Source organism: Allomuricauda sp. MMSF_3307 (genome assembly GCF_030733585.1).
In the GTDB taxonomy this organism is placed as follows: Bacteria; Bacteroidota; Bacteroidia; order Flavobacteriales; family Flavobacteriaceae; genus Flagellimonas.
Genome location: NZ_JASHIQ010000002.1, coordinates 185,326 through 199,233, shown reverse-complemented (window position 1 = coordinate 199,233; position 13,908 = coordinate 185,326). Strand labels below are relative to the sequence as shown.

The following is a 13,908-nucleotide window of genomic DNA, read 5'->3' as shown; positions in this document are numbered from 1 at the left end:
CTATGGAAAAAAACTTGCTCTTTTATGTCATCCTGGCCATCCTTGTGGTCCAATATCTGGCTCACCAGTATTTGGAGTACCTGAACGCCAAGCGTTTCAAATCGACCGTACCTCCTGAACTGGCCGATGTTTTTGATGAATCTGAATATCAAAAATCCCAACAATACAAACGGACCAATTACAAGTTCGGGGTAATTTCTGATGGTTTTTCCTTGATCTTGACCATCTGCTTTCTGGTTTTTGGAGGTTTCGAGTGGGTAGATCAATTTACACGTTCCATCACCGAAGACCCGATTCCCATGGCATTGATTTTCTTCGGGATCATTATGCTGGGAAGTGCTCTTTTGGGCCTACCGTTTTCCTATTACAGAACATTTGTGATCGAAGAGGAATATGGGTTCAACAAAACCAGTCCATCCACCTTTTTCTCGGATAAACTAAAAGGAGGCATCCTCACGGTTATTCTTGGAGGCGGTATTTTGACATTGTTCATGTTGTTTTATCAATCCACAGGACCTTATTTTTGGATCTATGCGTGGATAGCCGTTGGTATTTTCATCCTGTTCATCAATTTGTTTTACAGTCGATTGATCGTGCCCCTGTTCAATAAACAAACGCCCTTGGAAGACGGAAGCCTTAAAAGTTCCATAGAAAACTACGCCCAAAAAGTGGGTTTTGAACTTCAAAATATCTTTGTTATCGATGGTTCCAAGCGCTCCACTAAAGCGAATGCCTATTTTTCTGGTTTCGGAAAAGAAAAACGCATTACCTTGTTCGATACCCTGATCCAAGATTTGAGCGAGGATGAAATTGTAGCCGTTTTGGCGCACGAGGTCGGACACTACAAACGTAACCACATCATTGTCAACCTGATTGTCTCCTTATTGACGACAGGACTTACCCTTTACATTCTATCATTGTTCATCAACCATCCCGAAATCTCATTGGCCATTGGGGTATCCACTCCTAGTTTCCATGCCGCATTGGTAGGGTTTGCATTGTTGTACAGTCCCATATCGGAACTTACGGGATTGCTCATGAACTATGTGTCGAGAAAATTTGAATTTCAGGCTGATGACTTCGCGAAGACTACCTTTGCTTCGCAACCGTTGGTATCTTCCTTAAAGAAGTTGTCCAAAAAGAGCTTGAGCAACCTCACGCCCCACCCCGCTTATGTTTTTGTGCACTACTCCCATCCGCCCTTGGTAGAGCGCATCCGAAACCTTAAGGCATAGATTTTGTTGTTTAGATAATAAGATTGTAGTAAATTTAATATACTATGACAGAGGCTGCTATTGAAAAAGAGAACAAGGAGATTGCGAAGCAGTACAAAGAATTGCTCCGCATAAGCTACCAAACGTTGACGGATGAGGACAAGAAGTTGATTCGGTCAGCCTTTGATGTGGCCGTGGATGCCCATAAGGACCAGCGTCGCAAATCGGGCGAAGCCTATATTTTTCATCCCATTGCCGTTGCCAAGATCGTTGCTTCGGAAATCGGGCTGGATGCTGTATCCATTGCTTCCGCCCTACTGCACGATGTAGTTGAGGACACTCCCTACACCCTATCGGATATTGAACGAATGTTCGGGGAAACAGTGGCTCGAATTGTTGACGGACTCACCAAAATAGCCCACCTCAAGAAGGATAAGGACATCAGTCAGCAAGCGGAGAATTTTAGAAAAATGCTGCTCACGCTCCATGATGATGTACGGGTCATCATCATTAAGATTGCAGATCGTTACCATAACATGCTCACCATGGACTCCATGCCCGAGCACAAGCAGGTGAAAATTGCATCGGAGACCTTGTACATTTACGCTCCTCTGGCCCACCGTATTGGTCTGTACAACATCAAAACGCATCTAGAGGATCTCTCCCTAAAATATACGGAGCCAGAGGTCTATCACGACATACTTGCCAAAATTGAGGATACGGAAGAAGAAAGTCTGTCCTATATCGAGGACTTTTCCAATGTAATCCGTACCTCATTGGACCGGGAGGGACTCAACTATTACATCAAAGGGCGCATGAAGTCCATTTTCTCCATCAGAAGGAAAATGAAGGCCCAAAATGTCACTTTTGATGAAGTCTACGACAAGTTTGCCATCCGGATCATCTATAAGTCCGACCGTAAGAACGAGAAATTCCTTGCTTGGAAAATCTATTCCATTGTTACGGACCACTTTACCCCCAACCCCATCCGTTTGCGCGATTGGATCACCTCTCCCAAATCCACGGGCTACGAGGCACTCCACATCACCGTAATGGGGCCCAAAGGGAAATGGGTGGAAGTTCAGATACGAAGTGAGCGTATGCACGAGATTGCTGAAAAAGGATATGCCGCCCATTTTAAGTACAAGCATGGGAACCAAAAGGAACAAGGTATAGAGGAATGGTTGAACAAACTGCAGGAAGCTCTGGAAACCGCCAATGGCAATGCGGTGGATTTTGTGGAGGAATTCAAACTGAACCTATACGCAAAGGAAATATTTGTATTCACTCCTAAAGGAGACCTAAAATCAATGCCCAAAGGGTCTACGGCCCTCGATTTTGCCTTTAACATTCATACAGAAATCGGTATGAAGACCCGTGGAGCCAAGGTCAACGGGAAATTGGTTCCCCTGGGAACAAAATTGAGGAGTGGGGACCAAGTGGAAATCATCACTTCCGATAGCGCCAAACCTTCACAAAGCTGGTTGGATTATGCCGAAACGGCAAGGGCACGATCCAAGATCAAATCGTCCCTGAGCGAAGAGAAGAAAGAAGTGGCCGAAGAAGGCAAGGAAATCTTGCGCCGCAAGCTCAAGGCCCAAAAAATCAATTTGAACGAGGATACCGTCAACAAATTGGTGACCTTTTTCAAATTAAAGACCAGTTTGGACCTGTTTTACCGCGTGGGTATCGGCGTTATCGACAATGAGAAGTTAAAGGATTTTGCCTCATCCTATCACAATGCGTTCATCAATTTCTTTAAAAACAGGATTCGAAAAACCCCTGTACCTAAAGATGTTGACAAGAACGAGATTACCACCAAATACGACTTGCTCGTGTTTGGCAAGGAAGAAGAAAGGCTCAACTATAAATTGGCGCAATGCTGCAACCCTATTCCCGGGGATGATGTATTCGGTTTTGTAAGTGTCAACGATGGGATCAAAGTGCACAAAAAAAACTGTCCCAATGCCATTTCGCTGCAATCCAACTATGCATATCGAATTATCAGTGCCAAATGGATAGATTCATCACAAGAGGAATTTTCGGTGGATATACAACTTACCGGTATCGACAATATGGGATTGGTAAAGGACATCACCAAGATCATTTCGGAAAACATGCACGTGAATATGCGCAACCTTAACTTTAGCGCAGATGGCGGTACATTCAAAGGAAAAATCACTTTGGTCGTGAAAAACAACAACATCCTTAAAAGGCTGATGAACAATTTAAAGCAAGTCGAAGGAATCGATAAAGTGACCAGAATTTAATTTTTAACTGTACCTTTGTGCATTAGCATAGGTAGAAAGCCATGGGAAACAATAAAAATCAGGAAATTGTAAAAAACGTGTTCACGGCCTATCTTGAGGAAAAAGGACACCGCAAGACCCCTGAACGCTACGCCATTTTACAGGAAATTTACGATAGTGACGACCATTTTGATGTGGAATCCCTTTACATTAAAATGAAGACCAAAAACTACAGGGTGAGTCGAGCTACACTGTACAATACCATCGAGCTTTTATTGGAGAGCAAACTGGTCCGTAAACATCAATTTGGTAAAAATCAGGCGCAATACGAAAAATCCTATTTTGATCGCCAGCATGATCATGTTATCCTTACGGACACTGGCGAGGTGGTGGAATTTTGTGATCCTCGCATCCAATCCATCAAAAAAACAATCGAAGAGGTGTTTGATATAAAAATCAACAATCACTCTTTATACTTCTACGGAACACGAAACAAAGAAAAAAACCTAACTGAATAACCCAAACATTACATGGTAGATTTATTGCTTGGACTCCAATGGGGAGACGAAGGAAAAGGAAAAATTGTTGATGTACTGACCAAGGAATACGATATTATCGGCAGATTTCAAGGAGGCCCAAACGCAGGCCATACGCTGGAATTTGATGGCATAAAACACGTATTGCACACTATCCCCTCAGGAATATTCCATAAAAATGCCATGAATGTCGTCGGGAACGGAGTGGTAATCGACCCGGTCATCTTCAAAAAAGAGCTGGATAATCTGGAAAAGTTCAATATTGATATTGAATCCAAATTGCTGATTTCCCGAAAGGCACATTTGATCCTGCCAACCCACCGTTTGTTGGATGCCGCCTCCGAAGCTTCCAAAGGAAAGGCCAAAATTGGGTCTACCCTAAAGGGTATTGGCCCCACCTATATGGACAAAACAGGCCGAAACGGAATGCGTGTCGGGGATTTGGAATTTGACGATTGGAAGACCAAATACCGAGCCCTTGCCAATAAGCACGAGGCTATGATCGATTTTTACGATGTGGATATTGAATACAACTTGGAAGAGTTGGAGGCCGAGTTCTGCGAAGGAGTGGAAACCCTGAAAAAACTCACCTTTATCGATAGTGAGGAATACATCTTCAAAGCGCAGGCCGAAGGCAAAAAAATCTTGGCCGAAGGAGCTCAAGGTTCCCTATTGGATATCGACTTTGGCACCTATCCTTATGTAACTTCTTCCAACACTACAGCCGCAGGTGCATGTACCGGTCTGGGCGTAGCACCGAACAATATTAAGCGGGTTTTGGGCATCTTCAAGGCTTACACTACGCGTGTGGGCAGCGGACCTTTCCCAACCGAACTTTTTGATGAAGATGGGGCCACCATGGCCAAAGTGGGCAACGAATTTGGAGCCACCACAGGAAGACCACGCCGCTGTGGCTGGTTGGATTTGGTCGCACTCAAATATGCCGTACAAATCAACGGGGTGACAGAGCTGATGATGATGAAAGCCGATGTGCTCAGTGGTTTTGAAACCATTAAAGTGTGTACTGCCTACAAATACAAAGGGGAAGAAATCCAACATTTACCTTACAATATTGAAGAGGAATACGTAACGCCCATCTACAAGGAAATGAAAGGATGGTCGCAGGATTTGACGAAAATGTCAAAATCGGAAGACTTGCCCGCCAATTTGAACGACTATATCGCCTTTTTGGAACAACAGTTGAACGTACCCATTAAAATTGTATCCGTAGGTCCGGACAGGCTCCAGACCATCCACCGATAGGCTTCGGTTTTTTGTTCATTTTTCAGTATCTTTTTTGTCCGATTGAGTTTGGGTAACAACCCTATTTCGCCAATTGTATCGATAAAAAACTGTACTATGAATAAAATCTGGACACTTCTTTTTTTGATGGGAACCATGGTTTCCTGCACTAAGGAACCTGCCACCTTAAACGTAACATCACCTAGCGGTAACAACGCCATCCATTTTCATCTTTCCGAAGATGGAACACCCTATTATTTGGTGCGTCACGGTGAAAAAACCGTAATCGACTCCTCAGCCATGGGATTCGATTTTAAGGACCAAGAGCCTTTAAAATCAGGGTTAAACCTGGTCAGCTCCACCCAAAATACCGTAAACGAAACTTGGGAAATGCCTTGGGGCGAACAAAGGGAGGTGGTGAACCACTACAACGGGATGGTCGTTACCTTGGAGGAATCAGCAGCCCCCAACCGTCAATTCAATATCTATTTCAGGGCTTATGACGACGGTATCGGATTTCGGTACGAGTTTCTTCCCCAACAGGATAGAGACAGTATCATCATCATGGACGAGAATACCGAATTCCAACTGACCGAAGACTATACTACCTGGTGGATTCCCGGTGACTGGGATATTTACGAACACCTCTACAACACCACCAAAGTCTCGGAAATCGATGCCCTATCCAAAAGGAACAATGCCGACCTTGCCGCAACCTACATTCCCGAGAATGCCGTGAACACTCCTGTGACCATGCGGGGCGAAGATGGACTTCACTTGAGCTTTCATGAAGCCAACCTTACGGACTATGCCGGAATGACCTTGAAAGTGGATACGGAGTCTTTACTGTTGACCAGTGAATTGGTGGGTTCCGACCGATTGGGATACAAAGTAAAACGGGAACTTCCCTTTAAAACACCGTGGCGAAGCATCCAGATTGCGGACAAGGCCAGTGAACTCATCGAATCCAAATTGATTGTCAATTTGAACGAACCCAATAAACTTGGGAACATGAGCTGGTTCGAACCCAAAAAATATGTGGGCATCTGGTGGGAAATGCATGTGGGCCAATCCACTTGGGACTATGCCGGTTCGCAGGACATGAACACCTTCACCCAAGATTTAAAACCCACGGGGAAGCATGGCGCGACCACCGAAAACACCAAAAGATATATCGATTTTGCAGCCAAAAACAATATCAAAGGAGTGTTGGTCGAAGGTTGGAATACCGGATGGGAACATTGGATAGGTTTTGAGGACCGTGAAGGCGTTTTTGATTTTGTGACCCCCTACCCCGATTACGATTTGGAAGAATTGAACCGCTACGCCAAGGAAAAGGGAGTGGAAATCATCATGCACCACGAGACCTCCGCTGCACCGCGGACTTACGAACAACAATTGGATACGGCTTTCCAACTGATGAAAAAATACGACATGAGTTCGGTCAAAACTGGATATGTGGGCGAAATTATTCCCAAAGGAGAATACCACCATGGCCAATGGATGGTGAACCATTACCGAAAAGTGCTGGAAACAGCTGCAGGGTACAAGGTGGCCATCAACGCCCATGAACCCATCAAAGCCACAGGAATCCGAAGAACTTATCCCAACGCCATTGCCAGGGAAGGACTTCGCGGTCAGGAATTCAACGCATGGTCGGCCGATGGTGGAAATCCCCCCGAACACTTACCCATTGTTGCCTTTACACGAATGTTGGCCGGTCCAATAGATTTTACACCCGGTGTTTTTGATATTGAAATTCCCGGCAAGGAAAATAATAGGGTCAGTACCACTATTGCGCAGCAGTTGGCACTTTATGTGGTCATCTACAGCCCTGTGCAGATGGCCTGCGACCTACCGGAAAATTATGAAAACCAGCCTGCTTTCCAGTTTATCAGGGATGTGGGCGTAGATTGGGACGAAACCCATGTACTAAATGGCGAGGTGGGCGATTACGTCACTATTGCTCGAAAAGAGCGGGAAACAGGCAACTGGTTCGTTGGTGGGATTACCGATGAAAACGCCAGAGAGGTTACCCTCAATTTTGATTTTCTGGAAGATGGTGTAACCTACAAGGCCACCCTTTATAAAGATGCAGCAGATGCGCATTACCGAAACAATCCAACGGCCATTACCATTGAGGATGTTGACATTAGCAAAGGGACCTCATTGACCATTCCAATGGCTGAAGGTGGTGGTTTTGCCATCAGTTTGATGAAAACTAAATGACTGGCACCCTAAAGTTATGTGACTAGGGTCACTGTAGCTTAGAAAGAACAGGGTTATTTTTGATTAAAATCAAAATTAGCAAGACATGACACATCATCTCAACAGAATTGGACTGGACAAACAAGCGTCAAATGAACTGGCCAATAAACTCAATGAACTTTTGGCCAACTATCAACTGTTTTACATGAATGCCCGTGGTTTTCATTGGAACATTAAAGGCGAAAAGTTTTTTGAGCTTCATATAAAGTTTGAGGAACTGTACAACGATTCATTAATCAAAATCGATGAAATCGCAGAGCGGATTCTGACCTTGGGGTTTGTTCCCTTGCACACCTATGCCGATTATTCCAAAATATCCAAGATTAAAGCGGCCAAGAACGTATCCGATGGCAACAAAGCGATTCAAGAAATTTTGAATGGATACGAAGTACTGCTGCCACTTGAGAGGGAGCTTTTGGAAATGTCGGGAGATTCAAGTGATGAGGGCACTAATGCGCTGATGAGCGATTACATCCGGGAGCAAGAAAAATTAATTTGGATGTACTCTGCTTACTTAAACCAATAATTTATATGACCAAACACATCCTTAAGGATTTATTGGATCAAAATATAAAAACGTGCAGTTACACGTTAAAGGAAATCGACCAAAAGAACAGTACCTTACGATTGAACGACGATACCGCTTCCGTGGGCTTCATCTATCGCCACATAGGAGAAATCATGCACTTGACCAGTCAGTTTTTCGGTATTCCTACTTCAGTTCAAAATACCACTATGGGGGAACAGGATACAGGGAAAACCTACCATTGGGAAGAAAGCAAGAAATTGGTGGAAGACGGTTACCAAATACTAAAGGATTTGGTGGAAAACCTTTCCGAGGAGGAGTGGATGGAAACCATTGAAACTCCATTTTTTGGACCAATTTCCAGAATCAAGTTGTTCGGACATATCCTGTACCACAACAGCTATCATTGCGGTCAAATCACCCTAGCCCTCAAAAGGGGAAAATAAAACTCTGAAAGCTGTAGCCCTTTGGGATACAATTGCCAAAGCTTTCTAAAGGATGTGTGCCACTTCCGTTAAAAATCCTACTTTTGGGCAAAATTCAATGAATTTGAAAAATAGTGCATTTTTCATAGTGTTTTTTGCCCTTTTGAGTGGGTTCGCCCAAGAACAACAGCAAGAAGGCGGAAGACAAATCAACATCGTGTATGGGGCCAACTTCACCAAGGATGAGGCCCAATTCCCCGGTGCTTCGATTTTTAGCAAGGACGACGAAAGGCAGGTGCAGTTTGAGCATCAAGGGGCGGACCTTTGGTGCGATATTGCCATTTTTTATGCGGAAGAAAACCGATTAAAAGCCATTGGAAATATCCGCTTGCAACAAGGTGATTCCATTGAAATGAACAGCGGGAAGATGGATTACGACGGGAACACCAAACTCGCAAAAGCTTGGGAAAAAGTGGACCTTACGAACGGACAGATGCGGTTGACCACCGATACGCTTTATTTTAATAGGGAAAAGCAGGAGGCCTATTACAACTCGGGAGGTAAGGTAGTTGACTCGGCCAATGTGCTGACCAGCAAGGTGGGCACCTACTTTATGACCCCAAAAAAGTACCAATTTCAGCGCAATGTACACATCGACAACCCGGATTACATCATAGATTCGGAGCAATTGGACTATTACACCACTTCCAAAAACGCCTATATGTACGGCCCTTCCACGATCACGGGAGAGGAATATAAAATCTATTGCGAGCGCGGCTTCTACGACACCAAGATTGAACAGGGCTACGGTATCAAAAACACCCGTATTGATTACGACAATAAAATCATCGAGGGCGACAGCCTGTATTTCGATAAGTTCAAGGAATTTGCTTCGGCCACCAACAATATCCAAATCACGGACACCATCAACAATGGAGTGATTCGGGCACACTACGCCGAGGTGCACAAAGCCAAAGATTCTGTTTTTGCTACCAAAAGGGCAGTTTCCATCAGTTTGGTGGAAAAGGACTCGCTGTACATGCACGGCGATACCTTGATGGTGACCGGAAAGAAAGAAGAGCGCGTTCTGAGAGCTTTCAGAAACGCCAAATTTTACAAAACGGATTTGAGCGGTAAATGTGATTCCATCCATTTTGAGGAAAAAACGGGCATCACCCAATTGATCACCGACCCTATTTTATGGAATGTGGATAATCAAATAACAGGCGATAGCATTCACTTGATTTCCGATTTGGAAACCGATAAGCTGGATTCCCTCAAAGTGATAGAAAATGCCTTTATTATTTCGTTGGATACCATCGGCAGAACCGGCTACAATCAAGCTAAAGGAAAAAATCTTTTTGGCAAGTTCATTGAAAACGAATTGAAAATCATTGATTTGGTCCAAAATACCGAAGTCATCTATTACGTTTACAACGACGATGAGGAACTTGTGGGCATCGACAAGACCATTTGTAGCAAAATCAGACTGCTGATGGCCAATAATGACATTGAGGACATCACTTTTTTTGTGAATCCTGATGGTGATATTTTCCCGGAAACCGATTTGCCCGTAGAAAGTCGAAAATTGAAGGGCTTTGTATGGCGGGGTGAAGAACGAATCATATCCAAGGAAGAAATTTTTGATGAAGACGACAACAACATTGAATTGGTCAAAATTCGGGGTATAGACAACCCTATCGATATTGATGCCGAGGAAAACGAGCGTCAGAACAACACGAACGACCCCATAAACGCACCCAACACCAAGGCGACAAAGCCAAAGAAACCGGTGCTCAAAAAGAAGGCACAGACCCAATAGCCATGTCCAAAGACGATTTTTTCACATACCAAGCCCAAACTTCCCCGCATCCACTGGCCTTGGAGGTCTCCCATGCGAAGGGAAGCTATATTTACGACAAGGAGGGCAATGCGCATTTGGATTTCGTAGCAGGTGTATCGGCATGTAGTTTGGGACATGGACACCCAAGGGTGGTGGAAGCCATCAAGGCACAAGTGGACCAGTACATGCACGTTATGGTCTATGGGGAGTATGTACAGGAGCCTGCCGTAGCATATTCCAAGCTACTGGCCTCCCTTCTTCCAAAAAACCTAAGTACCACGTATTTGGTCAACTCAGGAACCGAAGCCATGGAAGGTGCCCTAAAATTGGCCCGAAGACATACAGGCCGCTCCCAAATTATCGCTGCCAAGAACGCCTATCATGGCAATACCATGGGCAGTTTGAGTTTGATGACTTACGAAGAACGCAAAGGTGCCTTCCGCCCTTTGATTCCCGATGTGGGGTTTATTGAGTTCAATTCGGAGAACGATTTGGAGCAAATCACGGAACGCACTGCCGCAGTGGTACTGGAAACCATCCAAGGAGGGGCTGGGTTTATTGTGCCCCAAAATGGCTATCTGGAAAAGGTAAGAAAACGCTGCGACGAAGTCGGTGCCTTGCTGATATTGGACGAAATTCAACCTGGATTTGGACGTACGGGCAAATTGTTCGCTTTTGAACACTTTAATTGCATTCCCGATATTATGGTCATCGGCAAAGGAATGGCCTCGGGTTTGCCCGTGGGTGCTTTTGTGGCTTCGCACGAGTTGATGAGCGATTTGATGGACCACCCAAAACTGGGACATATCACCACATTTGGGGGAAATCCGGTCATCGCAGCCGCCAGTTTGGCCACCTTGAAAGAAATTACCGAAACCAACCTCATGGAACAGACCTTGGAAAAGGAAAAGCTGTTCCGAAAACTATTACAACATCCATTAATAGAAGAAGTTAGAGGAAAAGGGTTGATGCTGGCTCCCATCATGAAAAACAAGGAGATAGCCAATTACGTGGTGCTTGAAGCCGCAAAAAAAGGACTTATCTTATTCTGGTTACTGTTCGAGCAGCGAGCCGTTCGAATATCGCCTCCACTCACCATTTCCATGAAAGAAATTGAGGAGGGTTGCGACGTAATACTTGGCATTTTAAACGACTATCCAACCCCTACTGTTAACTAATTTGTTGATAACATACCCTAAAAATGGACTTCAAGAGCAACCCAAAAGGTTAATTTTAAGTCCATAGTTCAACCAAAAACGTTCCTATGGCGTTAGAATCTAACGAATATCCTGACAAATCGATAAGCAAATTTGAGTCCATGCTCAAGACGGATGACGTCTACTTCTTCGATGCGGAGGACTTTGAGGAAATCATCCACCACTACCTGAACAACGGCAAAATATCCCTAGGCAAAAAAGCCATTCAAATTGGTTTGGAACAACATCCCAATTCCATGGAATTAAAGCTTTTGCAGGTGGAGGTTTTGGCTTTTGAGGACAAATTTGAAGCTGCCGAGACACTCTTGGACGAAATCCAGAACATCAATGCGGGCAATGAGGAAATCTACATTCAAAGAGCCAATATCCGTTCCAAGCAGGACAAACACCAGGAAGCAGTAAATTTGCTCTTGGAAGCACTTAACGTGACCGACCACTCCTTTGACATTCACTCCCTTTTGGGAATGGAATATCTGTTCATGGATAACTATGAGCAGGCCAAACTCAGCTTTATGCGCTGTGTGGAAATGGATGACAGTGACTATTCATCCCTATACAATGTGGTGTACTGTTTTGAATTTTTGGAAGATTTTGATGGGAGCATCTACTACCTGAACGATTATTTGGACCGCAATCCTTACTGCGAAGTGGCCTGGCATCAACTCGGTAAAATGTACTTGGCCAAAAATTTGTATCTGGAAGCATTGACGGCATTTGATTTTGCGGTGATTTCAGACGATTCTTTCATCGGGGCCTATTTTGAAAAAGGCAAGGTGTTGGAAAAACTGGGCAGGTACAACGAAGCCATAGAAAACTACGAGTCCACCATCACTATGGAAGACCCTACTTCCTATGCATTTTTACGTTTGGGCAAATGCCATGAAAAACTGGGAAATTACGATCTGGCCAAGTATTATTACTATCATACCGTACATGAAGACCCTTTGCTGGACAAAGGTTGGTTGGCCATCACCGACTTCCATTATGGACAAAAGAATTACGAAAAAGCCCTGTATTACATCAACAAGGCTATTAATATAGATGGTGAAAACCCAAAATATTGGAAAAAAGCAGCCAAGATTTATGCAGCGCTCGAAAATTATGATGAAGCCGACTTTGCCTACAAACAAGCGGTGGATTTGGGCAACTACGAATTGGCAACATGGAGAAACTGGGCCGAAGTACTCAACCAAATTGGGGATTACAATTCCGCTATTCAAGTACTTATCCAAGGTTTGGAGTTTTATCCCGATAATTCCGACCTCACCTACAAATTGGCGGGTCTCCATTTAAAAAATAACGACTTGGACGAAGCAAAAACCATTTTGTCCAAGGCCATGAAAGTGGATATTGGTAAATTGCGGCAATTTGAAAAGGAATTCCCAGAATTCATAGAAGTTGATTGGGTGAAAGCGTTGGTTTCCAAAGTCAGGAGAACCGCCAAGTAACCCCACCATAGCCCAAAAATTCATGCAAGCACGTCGTACACTGGACTACGTATTTATCACCCTTAAAGGTATGGCCATGGGTGCCGCCGACGTAGTCCCGGGAGTATCCGGAGGAACCATCGCCTTTATTTCCGGAATTTATGAGGAACTCATCACCTCCATCAACAACATAGACCTTTCCCTCATCAAAATGTTGCGAAAAGACGGTATCAAAGCCGTCTGGAACAAGGTCAATGGCAATTTTCTTTTGGCATTGTTCGTTGGGATTTTCATCAGCGTCCTTTCCTTGGCCAAATTCTTGAGCTGGCTTTTGGAAAATGAGCCCATTTTGCTCTGGTCTTTCTTTTTTGGCTTGGTAGTGGCTTCCATTTTTATGGTCGGTAAGGAAATCACGAGGTGGAACATAGGTTCGATTGTGGTACTGCTTTTGGGTGCGGCCCTTGCCTTTTTTATTACCGAACTGCCGGCCAGCGATAATGTGGATAGTCTCCCCTATCTGTTCCTTTCCGGAGCCTTGGCCATTTGCGCCATGATCTTGCCCGGAATCTCAGGGGCATTTATTTTGGTGCTGCTTGGCTCCTACAAAACCATTTTGGACGCTGTTCACGAAAGGGACTTTAAAATTATTTTGACCGTGGGCATTGGAGCTATTTTTGGTCTTTTGAGCTTCGCTCGATTGCTCAAATGGATGTTCAATCACTATAAAAACATCACCTTGGCCCTTTTGACAGGCTTTATTTTGGGTTCGCTCAATAAAATTTGGCCCTGGAAAAAGGTATTGGAAACCAAAACCTTTGGTGACAAGACCATTGTGGTGGACGATATGAACGTGCTTCCCGGCGCTTTTGAGGGCGATAGCAAATTAATGCTTGCCCTAGTGTTAGCCATCCTAGGTTTTTCACTTATTTTTATCCTGGAAAGATTAGCTTCCAAAAAATAA

At 44.3% G+C, this 13,908-nt stretch carries 11 protein-coding genes; all 11 read left to right on the top strand.

Going from position 1 to position 13,908, the window contains the following annotated elements:
• Positions 1-2: 2 nt before the first annotated feature.
• The 11 genes from RBB12_RS05310 (at position 3) to RBB12_RS05260 (ending at position 13,908) form a co-directional block, all read left to right on the top strand.
• The gene (locus tag RBB12_RS05310; protein ID WP_293284613.1) at positions 3-1,235 is read left to right on the top strand and encodes a M48 family metallopeptidase; all 1,233 of its coding nucleotides are present in this window, start codon (positions 3-5) and stop codon (positions 1,233-1,235) included.
• 44 nt (positions 1,236-1,279) lie between these two features.
• The gene (locus RBB12_RS05305; protein ID WP_306013318.1) at positions 1,280-3,484 is read left to right on the top strand and encodes a bifunctional (p)ppGpp synthetase/guanosine-3',5'-bis(diphosphate) 3'-pyrophosphohydrolase; all 2,205 of its coding nucleotides are present in this window, start codon (positions 1,280-1,282) and stop codon (positions 3,482-3,484) included.
• A gap of 41 nt (positions 3,485-3,525) precedes the next feature.
• The gene (locus RBB12_RS05300; RefSeq protein ID WP_179384153.1) at positions 3,526-3,981 is read left to right on the top strand and encodes a Fur family transcriptional regulator; all 456 of its coding nucleotides are present in this window, start codon (positions 3,526-3,528) and stop codon (positions 3,979-3,981) included.
• Positions 3,982-3,993: 12 nt separating this feature from the next.
• Complete coding sequence (locus RBB12_RS05295; protein WP_306013319.1) at positions 3,994-5,262, top strand: adenylosuccinate synthase; 1,269 nt, start codon at positions 3,994-3,996, stop codon at positions 5,260-5,262.
• A 96-nt stretch (positions 5,263-5,358) separates the two neighbouring features.
• Positions 5,359-7,470 (top strand): glycoside hydrolase family 97 protein, encoded by a 2,112-nt coding sequence (locus tag RBB12_RS05290; RefSeq protein ID WP_306013320.1) that lies wholly within the window; start codon positions 5,359-5,361, stop codon positions 7,468-7,470.
• 85 nt (positions 7,471-7,555) lie between these two features.
• The gene (locus tag RBB12_RS05285; RefSeq protein ID WP_179384156.1) at positions 7,556-8,035 is read left to right on the top strand and encodes a Dps family protein; all 480 of its coding nucleotides are present in this window, start codon (positions 7,556-7,558) and stop codon (positions 8,033-8,035) included.
• A gap of 5 nt (positions 8,036-8,040) precedes the next feature.
• Positions 8,041-8,481 carry a DinB family protein gene (locus RBB12_RS05280; RefSeq protein WP_306013321.1) on the top strand — a complete coding sequence of 147 codons (441 nt, stop codon included), beginning with the start codon at positions 8,041-8,043 and terminating at the stop codon, positions 8,479-8,481.
• 97 nt (positions 8,482-8,578) lie between these two features.
• Positions 8,579-10,282 (top strand): OstA-like protein, encoded by a 1,704-nt coding sequence (locus RBB12_RS05275; RefSeq protein WP_306013322.1) that lies wholly within the window; start codon positions 8,579-8,581, stop codon positions 10,280-10,282.
• 2 nt (positions 10,283-10,284) lie between these two features.
• A complete protein-coding gene (locus RBB12_RS05270) occupies positions 10,285-11,481 on the top strand; it encodes an aspartate aminotransferase family protein (RefSeq protein WP_306013323.1) in 1,197 nt (398 codons plus the stop codon).
• A gap of 86 nt (positions 11,482-11,567) precedes the next feature.
• On the top strand, positions 11,568-12,968 hold the full coding sequence (locus RBB12_RS05265; RefSeq protein WP_293284599.1) for a lipopolysaccharide assembly protein LapB: 1,401 nt from the start codon (positions 11,568-11,570) through the stop codon (positions 12,966-12,968).
• A 22-nt stretch (positions 12,969-12,990) separates the two neighbouring features.
• Positions 12,991-13,908, top strand: a complete 918-nt coding sequence (locus tag RBB12_RS05260) for a DUF368 domain-containing protein (RefSeq protein WP_293287969.1) — start codon at positions 12,991-12,993, stop codon at positions 13,906-13,908.